A 22,662-nucleotide genomic window follows, 5' to 3' on the forward strand; every position below is an offset into this window, starting at 1 on the left:
ATGACACAAAAAATATTTATTATTGGTTTACCACGCACTGGGACGACTAGCGTATGTAATGCATTTTTAGATTTTGGTATACCTACTGCCCATACTGCTTACACTAACGCTTGTTTTGAAAATGCGGTGGCTATCGCAGACACACCCGTATTTAACGATTATCAAACATTAGATAAATATTACCCAGGTTCTAAATTTGTATATTTAAAGCGAGAACTTAGCGCGTGGTTGCCTTCAATCAAACAGCTTTTACTGCGTATGCATACTAATTTAACGCGTGCTGATGGGGGCTTTAATATTCATTTAAAGCGCTGTTACTTAAATACGTTTAGTGATTTTTCACTCGAAAACATTAATCAGGATGAATATTTAACTAATTGTTATAACACTCATTTTAATAGTGCTAATGCTTATTTTGCTGACCGGCCTAATGATTTTTTAGCCATTGACATAGCAAATCCCGAGAGTTTTAATAAGCTATGTGAGTTTTTAAATATTACCAGCAGCTTAGCTGGCTTTGAAAAAATGAACATGGGCGGTAAAGTCACTGCATGGAATGATATAAAGCACCCATTAAAAATTGAGTCAACGTCGAAAGGGCGGATTGATAAGTTTTTGCCTTATGAAAGTTAAATTTAAATCGCAACCAAAGATTTTTATTTTTAAATACGCTAAAATCCACGCATTATTTTATAAGTTGTATCCCTATGTTTGAATTAAAATACCACACGCCATTTGAATGGACCGAAGTTGTTTTAGCTGACTTCGAAACCTTTTTACAAGACCACGCTGCTGCTGAGAAAAAAGCATCTGGCATGGCTATGTCAATGCTTTCACATTATCCGGATAAGCGTAAATTAGTTAAAGCCATGACTGACTTAGCTCTTGAAGAGTTAATTCATTTTAAACAAGTACTTAAACTATTAATTGAACGCGATACTAATTTGGGTGACGATAAAAAAGATCCATACATTAAACAAATTCGTGCACACTTTAGGCATGGTCGTGACGGTTTTTTAATGGACAGACTATTAGTAGGTGGGGTAATTGAGGCGAGGGGACATGAACGTTTTTCTTTAGTTGCCGAGGCACTACCTGAAGGAAAAGAAAAAGATTTTTATGTCGCAATTGCTAAATCAGAAGAAAAACATAAAAATTTATTTGTGGAACTCGCCTACGAATACTTTGATAAGCAAGAAGTTGACGAACGCTTAGACGAGTTACTAACAATAGAAGCCGAAATTTGTAAAAACATTCCTTTTACAGCGGCTCTCCATTAAAAATCACAGTATGTTGTTTTAAAAGCAACATACCAACTTTTCAATTTATAACTACTCCCTTCATACTAATTAAACAATCAAATAAACCCTAAGTAGATCAACTTTACTGCGCTTACTTTACACAGCCTACTCATAAACAGCTATTATGAATTATTAAAGTTTAGCTTGTCGAAGGATGTGAACCGATGCAACCAATTAAACACATTGCCGTATTAACCTCAGGGGGCGATGCGCCTGGGATGAACACCGCATTATTTGCCATAGTAAAAACCGCTCAACAACACGGAATAAAAGTGTCGGGCGTTCGAAAAGGGTTTGAGGGTTTAATTGATAATGATTTAGTGACACTTGATTTCAAAAACCTACAACAAACCATGCACTTAGGTGGTACTGTGTTAAAAACAGCGCGTAGTGAAAGATTTAGAGGTGATGCCGGTAGAAATCAAGCACTAGCCACAATTGAACATAATAATATTGACGCTTTAATTGTGATAGGTGGAGATGGCTCCTTTAGAGGGTGTTTATGGTTATCACAAATTACTGACATACCGTATATAGGCATTCCAGGCACTATTGATAATGATATTGCGGGTACAGATTACACCTTAGGGTTTGATACCGCAGTAAACACATCAATGCAATGTATTGATAATATTAGAGATACTGCAGAATCACATAATAGGGTGTTTGTTATTGAAGTAATGGGACGTGATTCTGGTTATATTGGCACTTATGCCGGTTTAACCTCTGGCGCCGATTCGATATTAATACCTGAAAGTGATGAAGACATAACTTATTTAGTGGATAAAATTAGCGATTATCACAGTGAGCATGCTTTTATTGTGGTGGTATCTGAAGGTGATGAAATTGGCGTTGAACATATATGTGAGAAAATAAGTGCCGTTAATCCCAGTATAGATTTGCGCGTAACTAAGCTAGGGCACTTACAACGCGGCGGTAATCCATCTGCAGCGGATCGTATGTTAGCAATAAGATTAGGCGTACACAGTGTTAAGGCTTTATGTGCTGGAGAAAGCGCTAAAATGGTGGGTATTTTAAATAACAAAGTATCAAATACTCCTATGCAAGATGTTGTAAAACAACATGTTATAAATGAAGAGCTGCAAGGGCTGTTATCTGTATTTTGCCGCTAACAATGAATTAAAGAGGAATAATGACCAATGCGAGATAATAAAAACTCTAAAATGACGATTATTAAAGGTATTGCAATAAGTTTTTTATTTGCCGGTTCAACAGTCGTATTGGCCAAAGATGATTGTGCAGATTTAACGGGGTGTGCGAAAAAAGCCTGTGAAGTTAACCACCAGTTATTAACTGCAAAACGCCAAGGTAATTCACACCAAGCTGCAGGTCTTAATAAAGCACTCAATAATATAAACGAATACTGCACCCAGGATGGATTAAAAGCAGAGTTACAACAAAAAATAGATGATACCAATAGCGAAATTGAAGAATATAAAACCGCTCTTAAAAAAGCTAAGCGCCAAGGTAAGCATGACAAAGTTGAAAAGTATCAGCAAAAGCTAAACGACGAAACTAAACAGCTTAAGCAATTAATTGATGAGCTAAATAGCTTGGTTGATTAAAATGTCATTACAGCGTTTTTATATTTAATAAAGTAGAGCATATTACTATAAATAAATAATGTGCAAATAAAAGGGCTAAAATACCATGTTTATAAGTGACGTAATTGCCGATTGACAAAAGACTCATAACTTGAGATCAGACAGCCTTGAGATTAAAGAGCTGGGACAGTTAAGGCGAGATCCTAAAATCCTATTTGGGACTCTTAAGCTGAATCTCTTGGGGTCGTGCGACTCATAAAGTGAGATTTATTTCTCAACCCACTGTTTTTATTTAATTTATCTAATAATAATCTACGGCAAGAATATTAGAATTGCAACATAAAAAGGAATAAATTGTGATACTGGTTTGGAGTCGGGGCGATTATTATTATTTTTAGCCCACTTAAATAGAGAGTTTTAGGCTGGCTGGATTTGTTGAAATGGCCAGTTGTTCAACCTTTTAGTTTTAAAGGTTCTAATTGGCTGGATACTTTTCCCTTCCTTTATATAGGTAATCGCTTGAGTCTTACATTGATAGAAAGAATCACCAACAATTGGATCAATATTACTTTTTGACATTTCGGCTTTAAGGTTACCAAAGTCAATATTTCTAACTAAGCAGTATCGCTTTAGATTGAATACCTTGTTTTCAATATTTTCTAAATCGCGGATTCTAAAATAAGTTGCTCCTTGTTGCCAAGGTAGGGAATAGGCCAACTCTTGCTGCCAAAGTGCCTTGAGGTCTTTTTGAGTAAAACCAAACAAAGTGACAGCTTCTGCTTCAGTTACCTTTTCGTCAAGTCTTCCTTCATATATAGAAAGGATTGTTTTTAAAAACTGTCTTGTATCGTTAACTTTGAGCCTTTTGAAAAAACCATCTGTAGATTTCGACTGAGTAAATATTTTAGGTGTATTGCGTACCATCTCGAATACGTCTGCCAAATCACAGTAAAACAACTTCAAAAAATCGTTACTTAAGAGGTTATTAGCAAAGGTTTCATTTTCTTGAAAATCAACCTTTAAAACAATTGCGTTTAACTCTCTTATGTCAACTTGAGCTGTTACACCTGTTTTTGCTGAACGTAGAGTTTTCAGAAACCCATTTTTAATAATCAAATTAGCCTCATTTACGTTACAAGACAAAACATCAGCTAACGTATCAACAGGGGTTTTGCTTTGTGCAAGTTCATCTTGTTCAGTCTCGTTTAATCCCTTAGTTTTCCAACTAGGCTTTATGCCGAAGTCCTTAGGGCTGATAGAAGATAATTCCTCTGCTACAGAAATGCATTCGTTTATTCTTGAGCTAATTAAATCTGTAAATAGAAAGGAAGCAGAGTTTTCTCAATTTAATATAGGGTGTGCAATCAATGAATATTGAGAGTGTAGATTTAGAAGTTAAATCTCTTGATGCGGAAAAGTTTGGGTTTTATTATAAATTTAAGGAAGGATTAAATTTATTGACCGGTCATAACTCTAGTGGAAAATCTACAGTATTGTCCTGCATATATTATTGCTTAGGTTTGGAGCAATTGATAGGAAGTAAAGGCCCAAAAACGCTATCTCCAGCAATTCGTGAAAGCTTTAAATACCAAGGAAACACTTATCCAGTAGTTTCATCTTCATGTGCATTGGAAATTAAAGCTAATAATGGAAAAAAATATACATTAACGCGAGTTATAAAAGATCCAAGCAACCCCCATTCTATTAATAATGAAATTATTATTAAAGGTTGCGGCGATGAGTTTGGAAAATATGTCCATGCTATTCGAGATCATGATGAGCATGGATTTTACAGGTGGTTAGCTGATGTAAATAATCTAGTTATTTTGGAAAGCGAAAAAGAGCGGGGGAAGGTTTCCAAGTCTCTTTATATGCAAAATGTATTTGCTCTTTCTTTTATCGAACAAACCAAAGGCTGGTCAGATTTTTTTTCTATGCTGCCTAGCTTTGGAATTAAAGATGTAAAACAAAAAATTGTAGAGTACTGTTTACAATTGAACTCACTTGAAAGTAGATTGAAACTAGATGAAATAGAAACGAAAAAAGAAGAACTAAAAAAACTTTGGAAGTCTGATGTTGGACAACTTAGTCAAAAATTAGACCAACTAAATTTCTACATACCTTCATTAAACAAAAAAAATGTTTTAGAAGACAAGAAAGTTGAAAAATTAAGTCCTTTAATATTAATTGATGATAAAGAATGTGATGTAGACAAATACCTTAAGCACTTAAACTCACAAATAAATTATTTAAATAGAGCTATTGAATTAAGTACGGATACATTAACTACTAATGGAAAAAACTTAAAGCAAAAGGAAATGTTATTGACCTCCATTAGAATGTATGAAAATGATCATGAACATGTCTATGATTTACTGACTCAAGAAAAAGAAAAGCAAACTAGTTATAAAAGAATGCTTTTTGGAATTGAAGAAGACTTAAAAGACTTCCAAGATATTAAATGGATATCTTCTGATAGAACATGGGAAAAGATTTCAAACAGTAAGTGTCCTGTTTGTGAACAAGGCTTAGCCCAAGTTAGCAAAAAAAGTATTAGTGATGAACGTGTTACTAAGACTTCAGCTTTTTTAAAATCTCAGAGAGACCTTTATCAGTCATATTTGAATGCAAGTATTGGCTCTACAAAAAGACACAATGCAGCCCTAGATTTCTATTCACTAAAGATTAAAAGTAAACGGAAAGAATTAGATTATTTTTCAAAGGATATAAGTACACCGTCAGTACTTGCAATCCGATCAGAAATGCAAAATCTAGCAGAGTTAAATCAAAGACATGATCATGTAGAAGATTTCGTAAACTCATTTAAAGTGATTAAAAATAGCTTGAAAGAAATTAGTATTCAGTACTATGGATTATTAGAAGAAGAAAAAGGGGTTAAAGCTCTTTTAAAGCAAGATGAGTCAACAGTTAAGTCATTTGAAAATTTATTTATAAGTTTATTAAATAAGTTTGGTTACAGAAGTAATGGTACTAAATATATCCATATTGAAAACTCTGGAAACTACCCTTTAATTCCACAAATTAAGATGTATGGAGAAAATCAAAATATACGCTTCATTTCTTCTGCTAGTGACTTTGTTCGCTCTATATGGGCGTATTACCTATCTCTTTTAATATTAGGTAAAAGGCATCCGGGTTTTTTAGTGTTGGATGAACCGGGCCAACATCAAATGAGGCTTGATAGTTTAATTAAACTTTTAACTACATCTTCTGATTCAGGTAAGCAGGTTTTAATGGCTGTTTCTCAAGATAGAAAGTTTGATGACAAAAAAGTAAATATTAAAGAAATGTTGCAAGAGCTTGATGAAAGCGAATATCACCTTTTGCACATCGAAGATAGCGATGGTTGTGTAGTAAAAAAGGGGCTGTGAATTATAAGGAATAAAATAATCCTAGTTTAGATCTAATCTTTAGTGTTCGTGTTATAAAAATACCAATAAACTTATGAAATCACACTCCATTTTTATTGTTAAATTTTTATTAACTTTAATTAGCTGCTACAAGAATTCTGAAATTAAATTTGAGTAGAAATTTAGGTGTTTTATGTCTAAAAAATTTCCTATTCTGCTTGGTTCCGAAGAAGAATATGAGCTATCAGAATCTGCTTTGAACCATATAGTGAATGGTGATACTGTCGTAAGGCCAATAATAGTCGATGGCAGGAGAACTACTGAGCCAGCACTTTCTGGTGGTTTGCATACGTTATCCGCTTGGCAAGTTATATCAAGTAAATACCCTAAGATAGTGCATTTGCTTGAATATAATTCTGAGGAACATAAAGATTGGTTTTATGCTCGCGAACTTCAGAATGGGGTGATTACTCTAAAATTGCCTCGTTCAATTTTTACTGGAGCAGGCGCCAAAATTACCATGCAACCAGATAATTATTATAAATCTGGTTATCTTTGGAAAACCTTGTACCCTGAGTGTTTTTCAAATGGCGATATTATCAATTCAATAGCTGAAGCATTAGAAAACATAGATAGAGAAGACTCAACTTTTCCTACAGACGAACAACCTATGGGCGTACTATATGGCTATGCATTATTGGAAGACCCTCTTAAGACCCTTAAGCTGAGAGTTCAAATTAAAGGCAACAAGATTATATCTGCATTCCCATCATGGGAACAGCCGTTTACAGGTAACAATGGAAAGCCTTATTCGCATACTAATTCAATAAACTTCAATATTGCAGAATCCACAGTAAATTTTCTAGAGCACTATAAAACATGGGGCAGGGCTTTTCCAAAAGGTTATTTTAATATGGATAGCTTTTTGGATATTACTCCAGACTTTATTCTATACAGAACAAAGCGAGATATTAATATTGGAATAGAGTCTTGGCGTGATACTCGTGAAAAGACCCTTATAGATATCGGTAATTCTATTACTGAAGAAGAGGCTAAAGCTGTAGAAATATACTTACATGATTATGTTTGCTCTAAAGATCCTTTTGGCATACAAATTAATATCTATAAAAATTTTCTCAAAGATATAAAGGAAAATGACGGTATCTTTAATGCGGCACAATTACTAGAGAATATAGCTGAATGCACACAAGTATTAACGCATTACGACTTAAAAAATCAAACCAGAAAATCACTGGACTTTATCTTTAAGTTTATGAACATGGCTGTAGTTCACACTGGCGGCCTTTGTTCATTATTGTTCAAAAGAGTTCTTGGTGAATTTATAGAGGTAGCACTAGGTCATCACGACAATGGTTCAAGGTCTGAGTTTTTTGAAGCTTTGGCAAGTTCTCCGAGTAGGGCAGCATTATATACCGAATTCGATTTAAGTCCTTTTATTAAAGAAAACAATGATATGTGGCTAGGTTTAGCCGGTTTGCCAAAAGTTGATGTTGAATTAAAGTCAGAACATTTATTCAGTTTTTTAGCCTTAAATTTAGGCGAAAACTATCTTATGTCTTTTTCTAAAGAGCAGAGGATTGCAATTGCTAAAAGTTGCTTTTCAGAAACACCTATTAAATTGATGCTATCTCACAGTATGTCGTTTCTTTCAGGAGCAGACTTTCAATTTTTTATGCCTGTTCGTCTTCCTTTAGAAATGCTAACTTCTAAAGAGCCTCCAGTCGAAAAAGATCTGATTGCTGTTTTAAGGGATTATAGTCGCATTCTTGTTTTATATAGACAACGAATCGTCTTGGAAGATATAGAATCGTATTCTGCAAAACTTGACTATGCAAAGTATGGAAGCGAAGAGTTTTTTGCTTTAATTAAGCAAAAACATAAGCGTGATTTTGTTTGGATGATGCACAACGTGATGCTAAATGACATGCACAAGCTAGCGAAAAAGTTAAAGTATGAAAAATTAGAAGGTAAAGTAAAAGAAACAAAGCGTGTATTACCTAAAGAGGTAATTCCAATGCCCAAAGCTATACCTGAATACATTGTAAATCGAAAAGATTGGATTAAAAAGCCTACTGAAGACGTGGATAACAAAAACCTTGTAACTTTGATTCTAGGCGGTTAACTCACATAGTTTCAAAAAATAGCTGGTAATTTGGTTAACAAGTTCTTTCTAAAACTTGACTATTGAAATAATTCCATTTCGAAAAAAGGGAAGTACAATAGAAAATAATTGAATAAAGATCTCACTTTATAAGTCTTTGAGGGACTCAATCTCCAGAGAGTCCCAAATCTCAATTTAGAGTCCGTTTGTCAGATAGTTTAGTTTGCTTAAGTACATACATATACTATTTAACATAATATAAATTATAGGTAGTTATATATCTATATATAAGCAGCGCTCTATTTTAAAAGCTTCAAGCTTGCTAAGTCCAATACTAGACGGTATCGGACATTAAGTGGCTTTAAACAACTATTATAGTTATTCATAGTTATCACCTTGAGGTTCCTTAATGCTTAGCTTAATATTAAAGCACAAGCCGTAAAAAACATTGAAGTATTCATATGGAATTTGTACGCCCACTCGAACCAATTTTAATTATTGATGATGTTAAACAGATCCGCGCTGATTTAAGCCAAGTATTAGCCGGTTTAGGTTTTGATGACATTATTGAGTGCGATAATTTTAATTGTGCTAAACCTCTGCTTATTGAAAAATCACCCAACGTTATATTCTTAGATGTTGATTTACCTGATTCTGAAAGCATTGAAATTTTAGAGTCGATTAACAACGAACACCCTCATGCACATGTTGTTATGTGTTCAGGCCACAATAGCTTTGAAACAGTGCAAAATACCTGGGAGCTAGGCGCAAAAGAATTTATAGCTAAGCCCTTTAACGCGCAAAAAGTTGATGCGGTAATGAAACGTTTAGAACTCATAGATTAAAGGAAATTATGCAGCACATTGTTACGACAATAATTGATGACCTATCTACCGTTATATTTGGTAAACAACAACAAATAAAATTAGCGTTAGCCTGTTTATTTAGTGAAGGCCATTTACTAATTGAAGACTTACCCGGCATGGGAAAAACCACTTTGTCGCATGCATTAGCTGCAGTACTGGGGTTATCGTATCAGCGTATACAATTTACCAGCGATTTATTGCCCGCTGATATTATTGGCACCAATATATTTAATAATAATGAACATAGTTTTTCATTTCATAAAGGCCCAATTTTCAGCCAAGTGGTGCTCGCTGATGAAATAAATCGCGCGGGTCCTAAAACACAAAGTGCTTTATTGGAGGCGATGGAAGAACATCAAGTAACAGTAGATGGAGACAAGTACCCGCTCCCTACTCCATTTTTTGTAATTGCGACTCAAAATCCATTATATCAGGCAGGTACATACCCGTTACCAGAATCACAACTAGATCGTTTTTTAATGCGAATAAGTTTAGGGTTTCCACCTAAAGATGCAGAAAAACGGTTACTGTTAAATAATCTAAAACGTGATTATTCGCAGTTACCGCAGCGAATTGAACAACATCAACTTAAGCAAATTCAAGATGCTATATCAAATATCACGCTAAGTTCACCAGTGGTTGATTATATAATTGAGTTAGTGACTTATACTCGTGAGTCTCAAACATTAACGACTTCGCTTTCCCCAAGAGCCAGTATGGCACTGGCTAAATCGGCCAAAGCGTGGGCTTATATTGAAGGCCGTGACTACGTATTACCCGAAGATGTACAGGCTGTTTTTTCAAGTGTGTGTCAGCATCGATTAGGCTTACATAGTGATGCGGGCGATACACAAATAGCGGCCATTTTAAAACATGTTTTAGTGCCCGTTTAGGTAAATGCGTATTTATAAATTTAAGCGCCCTACTTTTATTCACGATATAAAAAGCGCGATTTTAACTGCCTTATTAAAAAATAAGCACAAAAAAAATAGCATCACCTTAAAACATAATACTATTTATGTTTTACCATCCACGCTTGGCGTTTACTTTAGCGTTGTTGCATCATTAAATTTTGTAATGGGGATTAATTATCAAAATAATTTAATTCTGTTTATGGCTTATTTAATATTTGTGATTATAATTTTTGCATTGTTATTGGGCTACAGTAATGCCAGAGGTTTAACTGTCAGCTTTAAATACGCCATTGACAGTTTTGCGCCTCAGACACCTCAACTAGTTTGGCAAATAGAAGCCGATGATCCTTGCCAATCCATTACATTGAGTTACCCCAAGGATTTAAAAAATGCGTGTTACATTACGCGCGTTAAAAATGAAGTAATAAAATGCCAATTATCATTACCTTACACCAAGCGAGGCTGTTACAAGTTAAAGCCAATAAAAATTGCCAGTAATTACCCCTTTGGTTTAGTCAGTGTGTGGAGTTATATACAACCGAATAAAGCAGTGTATGTTTATCCGTCAATAATTAAAACAACAAATCAAAAACACCAAAACCTAGTTGCAAATAATACCGATGAAGGCACTGAAAAACATAAAGGTGATGATGAATTTGAAAGTTTAATTACTCATTTACCAGAAATGGGGTTACAGCGAATATCATGGAAGCACTATGCAAAAACACAGGAATTACTTGTAAAACAATTTAGTGATTTTAAATCAGCGGATGCACAATTCGATTTTAACTTAGTCACGGGCGATACCGAACAGCGTTTAGGGCAACTCTGTTTTTTAGTTTGCCAAGCATTTGAAAGTGATATTAATTATTCTTTAAAACTTCCTAATAATTTAATCACCACCAATTCAGGCAAGTTGCATCATCAGCGCTGTTTACAAGCGTTAAGCCAAGTCGGTAATGATAATGAATGAGATTAAAAACCATCGCGTTATTAACTTTGCTCTATCGTTTATTTATTTAGGGCTAGTCAGTTTTTTTACAGAGCACTTACCCCTGCCCTTTATTGCAATGCTTAGCGTGTTATGTGGCTGGAATGTTTATTTAACAGTTAAACAAAAGCAGAAACCCAACGCGTGGTTTGCTAATGGATTGGCCGCCATTGCATTAATTATTATGCTAAGCAGCATAGGCTTTAAAGATACCGTTGTATTGTTTGTCGCCATGCTGTTATTGTCGTGTGTTTTTAAATTATTGCAGGCAAAATCAAAACAGCATTACCAATTGATCATTACCCTTACGTTCTTTTCACTCTCAGCGGTGTATCTGTTTAGCCAAACCATTTTTACTACCTTAGTTATAAGCATCTTCTATATTTTAAACTTTGCGGTGCTAGGGTTATTGGAGTCTAGTCATAGCTTAAAACTCTCTTCAAAACAAAGTGCTAAAATTATGCTACTGGCTTTTCCTTTAGCCGTAATACTTTTATTATTTTTACCTAAACTTCCGGCATTTTGGCAACTACCTGGTCCAAAAATGGCACAAACAGGATTATCTGAACAAGTCGATCCGTTTGATATAGCAAAGTTATCAAATTCTGATGAACTGGTATTTAGAGCAAAATTTAATGGTACACCACCCCCTACGCCCTATTATTGGCGCGCTATTGTACATGATGAATTCGATGGTGCAGCGTGGAAAACATCCTCCTTTTTAAAGCAAGCGTTGATATTACCCGCTAAAAAAAGCACGAGTGAAAATGAGGCTCAGTATACGGTTATAGCTGAGCCTGCTATTTCAGATTGGCTATATGGGCTTGGTTTTTCAAGCAGTGAAAGCCCCAATGTTATTGCCAATACTTTAGGTTTATTACGTAAACAACAATATAAATCCAAGGTTTTACAATATGCAGTTAATAGTGAACCGTTATCTAGTACATCGCTTAATAAGTCCCAACAGCGGTTTTATAGCCAATTAACTGTTAGTAATAATCAAAAATCTCAGCAGTTAGCGCAACAATTAAAAAATAATAGCGCCAATGCTGATGAATTTTTTAATCAACTTTTAAGCTATTTTTCAAAAAATGAATTTAGCTATACACTTACACCCACCCCCATGCGCGGCGAAAATACGCTCGATCAGTTTATGTTTAATAATAAGCGCGGCTTTTGCGGGCATTATGCCAGTGCCGCTGCCTTTATTTTTAGAAGTGCAGGTATTCCTGCGCGTGTTGTCAGTGGCTATTTAGGAGGCGAGCTAAATAAAAACAGTGATTATATGACTATTCGTCAATACGATGCGCATGCCTGGGTTGAAGTATATACTCGTGCCGGTTGGAAAATATTTGATGCCACGGCGGTTGTCGCACCCGAGCGGTTAAACGGCTCCTTGTCACAAAGTACCACCCTTAATGACGAATTTAAAAATAATATTAGCTTTGGACTCGTTAGTTTAAGTAACTATGCCGCCATTAATTGGCTTAGACTTGAATTAGAAAACTTAGATTATCAATGGTCTAGTTGGGTACTTGGGTTTGATAAAGACAAACAACAAGATTTATTTGCTACCTTATTTGGTAATAAGTTTATTTGGCTGGTGCCACTTGGGGTTATTATTATTTTAATTTTGAGTTTTACGGCTTACTTCATTTATTTAAACAGACCTAAAGCCTCAACAAAGCAACCGCCACTGGTAAGTGAATTTTATGAAATTATTCTTTGGGCTAATAAACATGCGATTAGCTATCCTGAAAATGCCACGCCGACCCAAACTTTAGAACACATTAGCAATCAAGCGCCCCATGCAGAGCAACAAATAACCGCTTTTTGTGAGTTATTTAAGCAAGTGCGTTATGCAAGGCATCCATTTACTAAAGAACGTAAAAATCAGGCTAAAGATCTGATAAAATTAATTAAATCTACAAAACAGAGAAATCTATGAACGCAGTAATTATCGGCGTTATTTTAATGCTTGGACTCACTTTAGTCCGTGTAAATGTGATTGTTGCAATGACGATAAGTGCACTGGTTGCCGGATTAACCGCTGGCATGGGCTTAAAAGAAAGTATTGATGCATTTAATTCTGGCTTATCATCAGGCGCCGAAATTGCTTTAAGCTATGCGATGTTAGGTGCATTTGCCGTCGCTATCTCTAAGTCAGGCTTAACGCGTATTTTGGCCGCTAAGTTACTCGCTAAAGTAAATGCACAAACTGGCTCAAGCGAAAGCCTGCTCAGCTATTTTATCCTGTTTATTATTTTGATTTGTGCTATTTCATCACAAAATTTAGTCCCTGTTCATATTGCGTTTATTCCTATTTTAATCCCGCCGCTATTAGTGGTGTTTAACAAATTGCGATTAGACAGACGCGCCATTGCTTGTATTTTAACCTTTGGTTTAGCCACCTCGTATATGGTACTCCCTTATGGGTTTGGTGGAATTTATTTATACTCTATATTACATAAAAACCTAGTGGATAATGGCCTTGAAATAGTCAATACCAGCGTACCTTTGGCGATGATTATTCCTGCTATTGGCATGTTCGTGGGGTTGTTAATTGCGCTGTTTATTACTTATAGAAAACGCCGAGAATATACAAATACCGCCCTTACCGTTGAGAGTAAACAAACAGAAATTGATAACCCCAAAAAAGTAATGATGGTTGGTTTATTTGCTGTTGTTGCGTCGTTAATTGCTCAAAATGCCAGTGGCTCTATGATATTAGGCGGCCTAGTTGGCGTGGTTATATTTAGTGTATTTGGTGTGGTTAAGTGGGAAGAAAACGGCGACGTATTTAGTAAAGGCGTGGCAATGATGGCCATGATTGGCTTTATTATGATCTCAGCACAAGGTTTTGCCGCGGTCATGAAGGAAACCGGACACGTAGCCAGCTTAGTTCACAGTAGCGCCGCAATTTTTGATGGTAATAAGCCGATGGCTGCGGCTGTAATTTTATTAGTCGGCTTATTTATAACGATGGGAATTGGCAGCTCGTTTTCAACGGTGCCTATTATTGCCACCTTATTTGTTCCTTTATGTTTAGAGCTAAACTTTTCCGTAATGGCAACCGCTGCACTTGTTGGTACTGCTGGCGCATTAGGTGATGCCGGCTCCCCTGCCTCCGACTCCACGTTAGGGCCAACTTCCGGCCTTAATGCTGATGGTCAGCACGATCATATTTGGGATTCAGTGGTACCAACCTTCATTCACTTTAATTTACCGCTATTGGTATTCGGCTGGATAGCCGCTATGGTACTTTAATTTTTAAAAGGTGTGCTTTGTGCACGCCTTTTTATTTTGAAATTTACACCCTCCTTTTTTACTCATTATCTCAAACAAACATTAATGCTAAGTTTGCAGCATTAAGAAATATAGTATGATGTGTTCTTAATGAGTTTTAATATAAGCACCTAGTTTGGTGCTTATATTAATTTACTATTTTGCGTTATAACTCAAAGCCATGTAGCATTTTATCGCATACTACCGGTGTTGGTCTGTGGTTATCATCCACAGCAACAAAGGTAAAACTACCCGTAATAGCAGAATGCTTATTATCTTTGTGCATGGTTTCTAGGAATATTTCAACATCTACCTTTAGGCTGGTATTCCCTACATGCGACACTTTTGAGATTAATTCGGCAAATGAACCTGCCGGAATAGCCTCTTTAAAATCTACCCTATCAGATGAAATAGTCACTAATGGCTTACGGCAAAAACGGGTAGCTGCTATAAAAGCAACCTCATCCATCCACGCTAATGCATCACCACCAAATAACGTATTGTGGTGATTAGTACGCCCAGGAAATACCGCTTTTGTAACCGATGTGGTCGAATCTTTTATACGCTGCGCAATAATTGCTTCGCGCTCTACTTGAGTCATAATCTCTACTTTTTGTTTGCTAATGTGTCTTGCATCAATAATGCAGGGTCAAGGCGTTCACCTTGCCAATTAAATCGCCAATCTAAATGTGGGCCAGTTACACGGCCCGTAGCACCTATTTCAGCCACTTTCATACCTTGTGTAATTTTATCCCCCACTTTCACATCTAGCTTGCTTAGATGAATGTAAGTCGAGGTAACACCGTGGCCATGATCTAAAATTAATGTGCCACCTGAGTAATATAAATCTGGTTCAGCAAATACCACGGTACCGCTGATCGGCGCATACACAGGAGAGCCTGTTTTATTTGCTATGTCTAAACCAAAGTGTGGTCTGCGTGGTTCACCATTAAAGTAACGCTGGCTTCCATAAACACCTGAAATACGGCCCTCAGCAGGCCTGAGCACAGGCTGTAAAAAGTACTCTAGGTCAGAGTTAACAGCGCGCGCTTTTCTTACCGCGACCGCTTCACGGCTAATACGTTCACTGACCGCTTTTGGTGGCGATACATATTTTTTTGCAACACCGGTTATTTTATCGATGTTGTAGTCACGAAGGGTTATAACTAAATCTTGGCTGTGGTTTTTTCCACTTTTATCAACCCATGATAAAGTGTGGTTTGGTTTTGCATCACGACCAAAACCAAATACAAATAAGCCAGTTTCAGATAGCTTTAATGGCTTATCATTTAAGCTAACCGATTTTGCGTTATTTAATTGCCCTGTAACCAAGCCGCCTTGAGTTAGATGCCCTTTTAGTTCAACTGCCAAAGCACTAAAACTAAATGATGCAATTAACGCTGACACTAATAAGGATTTAAGCATAACTAATTGACCCTTTGCCAACGCCTTCATAAGCGGTAATTTTTACGTCTTTTTCTGGATGCTGCAGTTTTACTTGGCCGGCAATATACTCAGCAATACATTCTACTGTGGTATCTATGGGTAAAATGTCGCAACGCGATTCGCTAATAGCCATTTCAAAATAACCTTGCGCGGCTGTATATGCAAAACACACGTCATCCTCTTTGGCGATAATGTGTTTTAATTCAGAGGCGCTGATTTGATCTTCGCTGGTAGCTAAGTAAATATCTTGCCATTTATCAGCCCACTGTTTTTGTAAACGAGGCATAGAGATACCACCTAAGCTGATCCCTATTTGTGAACGATGGCCATGAATAATGCGCTGGCAATTACCATCATGCTTTTTAAGGCCATGGCTGTAGTGGTAGTAAAAACTTTGGTTGTGCTCAGGCTTTAATACCAGTTCAATTTTTTCAATATTATCAGGAAGCTGTGGCAGTATTGTGGCAACTAAATACTCTGTAACCGACTCAATGGTTATCTTATCGGTATCTATCAGGCAAAAAGCTTGATGAGGCGCACTCATTGCAAGGTGCTTATTCTCACCAAATGTACAATCTAATGTTTTATGATCAGCAAATTCATTAATGCTACCGTTTATGTTATTTGGAACAGCTAAACGGTGATCAATACACTCATCAATAATGCCTTTTATTTGCTTTTTAACTAAGCCAAAGTCTAAAACCATAGACTCTTCATTTAGTTTGCCATGTAAAGTCAAATCAACAATCCAACTTTCGCCAACTGCACCGCGTTTATTGCATAAGTAAGAAAAATCAATCACAGTGAGTGAGTTAACAAAAAGGGTCATAAATTTCCTTTAAACTGATTAAAAGTCAGCCCTAATTATAATGATTTCTGTTAGTAATTGCGCGGTTTAATCATACTAAAATCAGTTGCATTGACTGATTGGCTATATTTAAACCATTTTTTAACTGCTCCGAGTTGTTTAGCGTACAAGTGTACGCTAAAGTACGGGGCAATTTCTAAGCAAAGATAAAGTGTTATGGAACCTAAAAATAGCTATACAAAAGAAGATTTGATCCTTTGTGGTCAAGGTGAAATGTTTGGTGAAGGAAATTGTCGTTTACCAAGTGACAACATGTTAATGATGGATCGTATCATCTCTATCACCGATGATGGTGGTGAGCACGGTAAAGGCCAAATTATTGCTGAGCTAGATATTGACCCTAGCCTTTGGTTTTTTGACTGCCACTTTAAAGGCGACCCTGTAATGCCGGGTTGTTTAGGCTTAGATGCAATGTGGCAACTGGTTGGGTTTTTCTTAGGCTGGTCTGGTGGCCCTGGTCTTGGCCGCGCATTAGGTGTAGGCGAAGTTAAATTTACTGGCCAAATTCTACCAACGGCAAAAAAAGTAACTTACCGTCTTGATATGAAACGCGTTATTAAACGTAAGTTGTTTATGGGTATGGCTGATGGCACTGTTGAAGTAGACGGCCGCGTTATATACGAAGCAAAAGATTTAAAAGTGGGCTTATTCCAAGACACTAGCGCGTTTTAATTTTAACGCACGCAACAGAAAAGCCTCTAACTAGAGGCTTTTTTGCTTAAATTCGTTGTGAGTTTATGTTTTATACATATTGCGATTTTCTATTGCCTCGCGCCAACCACCAAGCCACTCAGACTTAGGATCAACTTGTTGATAAGGGCAGTGCTCTTTTGAGCGACCAGCTAAACCAGCTTTAAAACCTTGAGAATGAGCTCTTTCTAAACGATCTCTTTTCTGTCTCTTCATCGGTAAAATCCTCACCTTTATATTTATATTTTTGTAGCATTAAGTTCATCTACATTTAATAAATAGCTAACAAAAATGTTAAATTCAAACACAAAATACAATTAATTTGTTTGACTTTAACTAAGCTGCTGATGCAATGATAAATTAATTTAAAAATAATTTTATTGCTCAACTTTAACCTATTTAACTTTATTAAAATGTTCCGATACATCGGTTCAAAACACATAAGTGTCATATTTGTGACTAACAATATACCCTTAAGTTCCCAATTAATTTGTAATCAAAAAATGAACGTCAGAGCTGTTTTAAAAACATCCCAAATAAAAGCTTGATTAATTAAAACCGATCGGTCTAATATAAAGCATGAACAAAACACCAGCAGTTGCAACTAGGCGTGGCCGCCCACCCAAAATAGCCAGAGACAGTGCCGATACAAAAGCGCTGCTCATTCGTGTGGGCTTAGAAACCTTAACTGAGTTTGGCTTTAGTGCCACCGGGCTCGATACCATATTAAAAAAAGCAAAAGTACCAAAAGGCTCTTTTTATCATTACTTTAAAAGTAAAGAAGCCTATGGCTTGGCTCTTGTTGATGCCTACGACGATTTTTTTATAAATAAACTTAAATTTTACCTAGAGCAATCTGAAGTCCCCGCACTTGAGCGCATTGTTAATTTCACACAAAGCGCAATTGCTGGAATGCAAAAATATGATTACAAACGCGGGTGCTTGGTGGGTAACCTAAATCAAGAGCTTAATCATTTAAGTGACGACTTTAAAACCCGTTTAATGCAAAGCTACATCGCTTGGCAACAACAATTAAAACGATGTTTAGATTTAGCCCAGCAGCAACAAACTATTAATCCACACATTAATACCGAACAAATGAGTGAATATTTTTGGGTGGGTTGGGAAGGCGCAGTAATGCGAGCTAAACTAACCCAATCAAGTAAGCCACTTACTTTATACACAGAAATGTTTTTACGCGCATTACTCAGTTAATGCATTTTTTATTACTAATTTAAAGACGATCGGTCTAAAAGGAAATCTAATGAGCAATTCTATTAAAGCTATTGTTATAGATAAGCAAGACGACAAATACACTGCAGCCCTAAGCACCATAAACAGTGACGATCTGCCAAACGAAAATGTATTAATTGATGTGCTTTACAGTACCTTAAATTATAAAGATGGCTTAGCCATCACGGGTAAAGGCCCTGTTGTACGTAGCTTTCCTATGGTGCCGGGGATTGATTTAGTGGGTACAGTGACTAGCAGCAACAGTGCTGAATTTAAAAGTGGCGACCACGTTATTTTAAATGGTTTTGGTGTTGGCGAAAAACACTGGGGTGGCTTATCTCAAAAAGCGGCACTGAGCAGTGATTGGTTAATTCCCCTACCCGCTAACTTATCACCTAAACAAGCTATGCAAATTGGTACTGCCGGTTATACGGCAATGCTCAGTGTTATTGCACTAGAAAAGCAAGGCGTTACTCCCGAGTCAGGTGAAATTTTAGTGACCGGTGCTAATGGTGGCGTAGGCAGTTTTGCTATTTATTTACTAAGCCAGCTAGGTTATCAAGTCACCGCTGCAACAGGTCGTATGGAGCAAGCAGACTATTTAAAATCATTAGGAGCAACTAATGTAATTGATAGAAATGAGTTTTCTAACCCTGGTAAACCTTTGCAAAAAGAACGCTTTGCTGCAGCTATTGATTCTGTAGGTAGTCACACACTTGCAAATATTTGTGCATCACTTAAATATGGGGGGGTTGTTACTGCTTGCGGGCTTGCTCAAGGTATGGACTTACCGGCCTCGGTTGCACCATTTATTTTACGTGGGGTTTCATTAATGGGTATTGATAGCGTTATGCGCCCTAAAGCGGATCGTGTTGAAGCATGGGATCGTTTAGCTTCATTAGTTAATGCCGATTACTTGGATAAAATTTCAACTGAAATAAATCTTGATCAAGTCATTGAAAGCGCCGAGCAACTAATGCAGGGCCAAATTCGTGGTCGTGTAGTGGTTAATTGTCAAAGTTAAGCATTTTTGCTACTAAACTCTCGTTATTAAATTTATAATGTTCGCTGATTTTTTAATAACGAGAAAGCACCTATGAGCAACCAAGAACTTTTCAGTAATAACCCACTGCAAGGCGTTAAATTAGAGCAAGTGGTTGAAGAACTGGTTGAGCAATATGGGTGGGAACTCCTGCATGCCTACTTACAACTTAACTGCTTTAAAAATAACCCTGACATTAAATCTGCAGTTAAATTTTTGCGTAAAACCGAGTGGGCACAACAAAAAGTAGATAATTTCTATTTGTACCGCCTTAAAAACTTACCTCGCCCAGATGACGCACAATACGAACTGCCTCCACGCGACCGCATTATTCCTGAAGGCGATAAACCAGGTGAGCCTTGCGAGTTAAGCTTTTCTGATGCAAAACGTATTCAAGAAAAAAAAGCAGCAAAACAACGTGCGCGTACCCGTAAGCAACGTTCAAATTCAAGTAACCCTTGGGGTAACTAATACACCTTTTAGGCAAGAGTTAACAATAAACGTTAGCTCTTGCGTTACTGCAAACTGTAGTAATTAATAACCGCGGTATTTCCAAAAGTCGTCTTCAGTTTTGGTTTTTTCATTGATAAGATTAAATGTTTTATCCGCAATGACTTTCCCCGCTAAAGATAAGGTCATACGCCAGTCACCTATTTTATCCTCAATAGGCTCCCATACCGTATCGCCTAAATAAAACGACCAGTCGTTGTCTTTAACATATACAATACCCTCAAAAGGCAGCATCACTTCGCCATTGGTATCTATAATACCTGGGTGGTAAATACAAAAATATAGTTTTTCGCCTTTAGCTTTTTTAATATTAACTATCAGACCAAATTCTACATCAAGTTCTGCTTTGACTTGCGTAGTGAATTGAGTAATTTGCGGTAGCGATTTACTGTCTTTGTCCCAGTGACTATATATGCCGAAACTTTGTAATGTAATTTGTGGTTTAGATTTTGCCATTGAACTTTCTATTTTTGTACTTTCAATTTTTAAACCACCAGCTTAAGCGAGCGGTTTATTAATTAAGTAGTTGCTTTGGATTTTTTGGGTAATAATTGCTTGGTTGTTGTTCACATAAACCGAACTCACGGGTGTTTTTATAAGGTAACTTCATAAAGCCAGCGACCCCCACATCGGTAATATTTACCGCGTATTGCATAAGCTTATTTAGTAAACGTTTAAATTCTACTTCTTTGCTGGCATCAAGTAATCTGTAGTAATGGTGAATTTTCATCCTATCTGGCAGCGCTTCAAAAATAATACAGCCGGTATGATGTATCTGGTTTAGCTCAAATACACATTTAATCACTTTTTTAGGCAGTTGCAATTGCTCATCGGGGTCTTTACCATCTTCAAAATATGAATGCGGACGGGTTACATCGCTGGCTTTTACATTAACCACTTCATAATCAAGCTCTGGTAACTGGTTAAATTTAAATGCACCGGTGCCATCGCGCTCTAGTTGAATCGTTTTACGGGCATCAAATAAACAACACTTAAATAAGCCTTTTTGGCTAATAGCCTGGGCTAACATTACAGTATTGTTTACCGCATCGGTAAATGCGGTTGCTAGGGTCTCGTCATGCATAATGAGTGACGATTCAACATACAAAGATTCATCTTTCCAATGAAAGCTGAGCCCTCCTACTACAGGATATTTAGCTAAGCGGCTAATAGAGGCTAAAAACGCTTTTTCGGTATCCCCAGTATCAAATAAAAACTCTTTATAATACCTATCAAGCTGAGCATCGTTTACATCGAGTAATTGCTGTTTATGGTCGGCTTGGCGTAAAAATTGTTTTCTAGAGCTATAAACTACGGTTTCGGGTTCGGGGTCTTGGCTAAACCAAAACGGAATTGCCGCTTTAGTTTCTGTTTTTGGTAGTTGTGGTAAATACGCTTTTGCCATGGTTTCTATGTTACGCATAAAATAGTCACCTGCTTTGTCTCTTACTAACCGTTCTTTTGAAAGCATGCCATCGATAACGTTTGCCAGCTCCTTAGGTAACATTAAACTACTGGCCGGTATAGCCTGAGCACCAAATCGGCAAGACTGCGCTGAGGCAAGTGCATATAGCGTTGATGCAACCCCTTGCTCATCAAAACGAGGGGACGACTTTTCACCCGACATTTGCGCATCACCTATAAAATAAACATCACCCATTCGTGCGTTAGTGGTACTTAAGTCACCTGACATTAAATCCATAAAATTACTGGCAATTGGGTTTCCTTGTTCATCTACTTGGGCATAAACAGAGCTTCCCCAGTCAACCAATGAAAGCTGCTTTTCATTTTCATCCCACACCAAGTTAGAGGGTTTAATATCACCATGTACAATAGGCTGCGGGCTTAAACCATTTTTATGACGACGTAAATCAAGCAACACATTTCTTAATTTAACCGCTAAGCTCATTATTTTGGCGGCCGGTAAGCGCCCTTGCTTTAGTGATACTTTTTCAAGGTCTTCACCAATGGCGCGCGCCATCATCAAAATACCTTGTTTTTTTATTCGCTCAAAACCATAAAATGTTGGCACTAAGGGATTTTTGATTTGCGAAAGCATATACGCTTCATCTTCAAGGCGATCACGTACACTTTGCGCGAGCGTAATTCTAGAAAACTTAAACACCCAAGGCAGGCCATGTTCATCATCCCCTGCAAATACAAACCCAAATGCCCCTGAGCCAATCATTTCTACCTTTTTATACCCAAGCAAAGTGAGCTGTTTAATACAAATATTAAGCCACTGACGATGTTTTTTTGCATCACGGTGTGACAGCAAATAAACCGACTGCTCTTCGTTGATATAAAAATTGCGAATTTCTTTAGCTTTCAATGCGGGTTCTCTAGGTTAGTTGTTAAAAGCGCAGTGTTACCTTTATATTTGATAGTAACGCGAGCATTGTGTTAATTAAACCTTTAAGCATCACAATATGTTTATCAAGCCGTTATGTCATGATAT

The 22,662-nt window shown here is 36.8% G+C and carries 22 protein-coding genes; 15 read left to right on the forward strand and 7 right to left on the reverse strand.

From position 1 onward, the window contains the following. The 4 genes from N523_RS0112630 (at position 1) to N523_RS0112645 (ending at position 2,887) form a co-directional block, all read left to right on the forward strand. Positions 1–633 (forward strand): sulfotransferase, encoded by a 633-nt coding sequence (locus N523_RS0112630; protein ID WP_024602504.1) that lies wholly within the window; start codon positions 1–3, stop codon positions 631–633. Between the two features lie 74 nt (positions 634–707). Beyond that, the gene (locus tag N523_RS0112635; protein WP_013464932.1) at positions 708–1,280 is read left to right on the forward strand and encodes a tRNA-(ms[2]io[6]A)-hydroxylase; all 573 of its coding nucleotides are present in this window, start codon (positions 708–710) and stop codon (positions 1,278–1,280) included. A 185-nt stretch (positions 1,281–1,465) separates the two neighbouring features. Further along, positions 1,466–2,434 (forward strand): ATP-dependent 6-phosphofructokinase, encoded by a 969-nt coding sequence (locus N523_RS0112640; RefSeq protein ID WP_028835244.1) that lies wholly within the window; start codon positions 1,466–1,468, stop codon positions 2,432–2,434. 27 nt (positions 2,435–2,461) lie between these two features. Next, on the forward strand, positions 2,462–2,887 hold the full coding sequence (locus tag N523_RS0112645; RefSeq protein WP_028835245.1) for a DUF1090 domain-containing protein: 426 nt from the start codon (positions 2,462–2,464) through the stop codon (positions 2,885–2,887). 396 nt (positions 2,888–3,283) lie between these two features. On the opposite strand, the gene N523_RS19070 is transcribed toward N523_RS0112645, so the two are convergent. Further along, positions 3,284–3,982: a hypothetical protein gene (locus N523_RS19070; RefSeq protein ID WP_231485826.1), complete on the reverse strand. Its 699-nt coding sequence runs from the start codon at positions 3,980–3,982 to the stop codon at positions 3,284–3,286. A 251-nt stretch (positions 3,983–4,233) separates the two neighbouring features. On the opposite strand from N523_RS19070, the gene N523_RS0112660 reads away from it, so the two are divergent. From N523_RS0112660 to N523_RS0112690, 7 genes are all read left to right on the forward strand, one after another. Beyond that, positions 4,234–6,258, forward strand: a complete 2,025-nt coding sequence (locus tag N523_RS0112660; RefSeq protein WP_028835246.1) for an AAA family ATPase — start codon at positions 4,234–4,236, stop codon at positions 6,256–6,258. 172 nt (positions 6,259–6,430) lie between these two features. After that, positions 6,431–8,380, forward strand: coding sequence for a hypothetical protein (locus N523_RS19075; RefSeq protein WP_051440325.1), 1,950 nt, complete (start codon positions 6,431–6,433; stop codon positions 8,378–8,380). 440 nt (positions 8,381–8,820) lie between these two features. Further along, on the forward strand, positions 8,821–9,204 hold the full coding sequence (locus N523_RS0112670; RefSeq protein ID WP_013464929.1) for a response regulator: 384 nt from the start codon (positions 8,821–8,823) through the stop codon (positions 9,202–9,204). 8 nt (positions 9,205–9,212) lie between these two features. After that, positions 9,213–10,118 (forward strand): AAA family ATPase, encoded by a 906-nt coding sequence (locus N523_RS0112675; RefSeq protein WP_028835247.1) that lies wholly within the window; start codon positions 9,213–9,215, stop codon positions 10,116–10,118. 4 nt (positions 10,119–10,122) lie between these two features. Beyond that, complete coding sequence (locus tag N523_RS0112680; protein WP_028835248.1) at positions 10,123–11,112, forward strand: DUF58 domain-containing protein; 990 nt, start codon at positions 10,123–10,125, stop codon at positions 11,110–11,112. Next, positions 11,105–13,078, forward strand: coding sequence for a transglutaminase TgpA family protein (locus N523_RS0112685; RefSeq protein ID WP_028835249.1), 1,974 nt, complete (start codon positions 11,105–11,107; stop codon positions 13,076–13,078). The genes N523_RS0112680 and N523_RS0112685 overlap by 8 nt, the downstream gene beginning before the upstream one ends. Further along, on the forward strand, positions 13,075–14,397 hold the full coding sequence (locus tag N523_RS0112690) for a Na+/H+ antiporter family protein (protein WP_028835250.1): 1,323 nt from the start codon (positions 13,075–13,077) through the stop codon (positions 14,395–14,397). The genes N523_RS0112685 and N523_RS0112690 overlap by 4 nt, the downstream gene beginning before the upstream one ends. 184 nt (positions 14,398–14,581) lie before the next feature. Here the strand turns inward: N523_RS0112690 and N523_RS0112695 are convergent, their stop codons facing one another. From N523_RS0112695 to N523_RS0112705, 3 genes are read right to left on the reverse strand one after another with little or no spacing between them, the layout of a single operon-like run. Further along, positions 14,582–15,016, reverse strand: a complete 435-nt coding sequence (locus N523_RS0112695) for an acyl-CoA thioesterase (RefSeq protein WP_008114650.1) — start codon at positions 15,014–15,016, stop codon at positions 14,582–14,584. Between the two features lie 5 nt (positions 15,017–15,021). After that, positions 15,022–15,840 carry a M23 family metallopeptidase gene (locus tag N523_RS0112700; RefSeq protein ID WP_028835251.1) on the reverse strand — a complete coding sequence of 273 codons (819 nt, stop codon included), beginning with the start codon at positions 15,838–15,840 and terminating at the stop codon, positions 15,022–15,024. Further along, positions 15,833–16,690 (reverse strand): 6-carboxytetrahydropterin synthase, encoded by an 858-nt coding sequence (locus N523_RS0112705; protein WP_028835252.1) that lies wholly within the window; start codon positions 16,688–16,690, stop codon positions 15,833–15,835. The genes N523_RS0112700 and N523_RS0112705 overlap by 8 nt, the downstream gene beginning before the upstream one ends. A 195-nt stretch (positions 16,691–16,885) precedes the next feature. Between N523_RS0112705 and fabA the strand changes: the two genes are divergently transcribed. Next, positions 16,886–17,401 carry a bifunctional 3-hydroxydecanoyl-ACP dehydratase/trans-2-decenoyl-ACP isomerase gene (gene fabA, locus N523_RS0112710; RefSeq protein ID WP_008114654.1) on the forward strand — a complete coding sequence of 172 codons (516 nt, stop codon included), beginning with the start codon at positions 16,886–16,888 and terminating at the stop codon, positions 17,399–17,401. Positions 17,402–17,464: 63 nt separating this feature from the next. On the opposite strand, the gene rmf is transcribed toward fabA, so the two are convergent. Continuing rightward, positions 17,465–17,635 (reverse strand): ribosome modulation factor, encoded by a 171-nt coding sequence (gene rmf, locus N523_RS0112715; RefSeq protein ID WP_008114656.1) that lies wholly within the window; start codon positions 17,633–17,635, stop codon positions 17,465–17,467. 363 nt (positions 17,636–17,998) lie between these two features. Here rmf and acuR point away from each other — a divergent pair, with 363 nt between their 5' ends. The 3 genes from acuR (at position 17,999) to N523_RS0112730 (ending at position 20,165) form a co-directional block, all read left to right on the forward strand. Next, entirely contained in the window at positions 17,999–18,634 is a 636-nt protein-coding gene (gene acuR / locus N523_RS0112720) for an acrylate utilization transcriptional regulator AcuR (RefSeq protein WP_016900341.1), read from the forward strand. 49 nt (positions 18,635–18,683) lie between these two features. Next, positions 18,684–19,676 (forward strand): acrylyl-CoA reductase (NADPH), encoded by a 993-nt coding sequence (gene acuI, locus N523_RS0112725; protein WP_028835253.1) that lies wholly within the window; start codon positions 18,684–18,686, stop codon positions 19,674–19,676. A gap of 72 nt (positions 19,677–19,748) precedes the next feature. Further along, positions 19,749–20,165, forward strand: a complete 417-nt coding sequence (locus N523_RS0112730) for a VF530 family DNA-binding protein (RefSeq protein WP_028835254.1) — start codon at positions 19,749–19,751, stop codon at positions 20,163–20,165. Between the two features lie 63 nt (positions 20,166–20,228). Here N523_RS0112730 and N523_RS0112735 read toward each other — a convergent pair whose 3' ends face one another. Both N523_RS0112735 and N523_RS0112740 read right to left on the reverse strand, forming a co-directional pair. Next, positions 20,229–20,660 (reverse strand): DUF3859 domain-containing protein, encoded by a 432-nt coding sequence (locus N523_RS0112735; protein WP_028835255.1) that lies wholly within the window; start codon positions 20,658–20,660, stop codon positions 20,229–20,231. Positions 20,661–20,718: 58 nt separating this feature from the next. Next, positions 20,719–22,536: a protein kinase domain-containing protein gene (locus N523_RS0112740; protein WP_016900339.1), complete on the reverse strand. Its 1,818-nt coding sequence runs from the start codon at positions 22,534–22,536 to the stop codon at positions 20,719–20,721. Positions 22,537–22,662 lie beyond the last annotated feature (126 nt).

Source organism: Pseudoalteromonas sp. 23_GOM-1509m (assembly GCF_000518425.1).
Classification (GTDB): Bacteria; Pseudomonadota; Gammaproteobacteria; order Enterobacterales; family Alteromonadaceae; genus Pseudoalteromonas; species Pseudoalteromonas tetraodonis.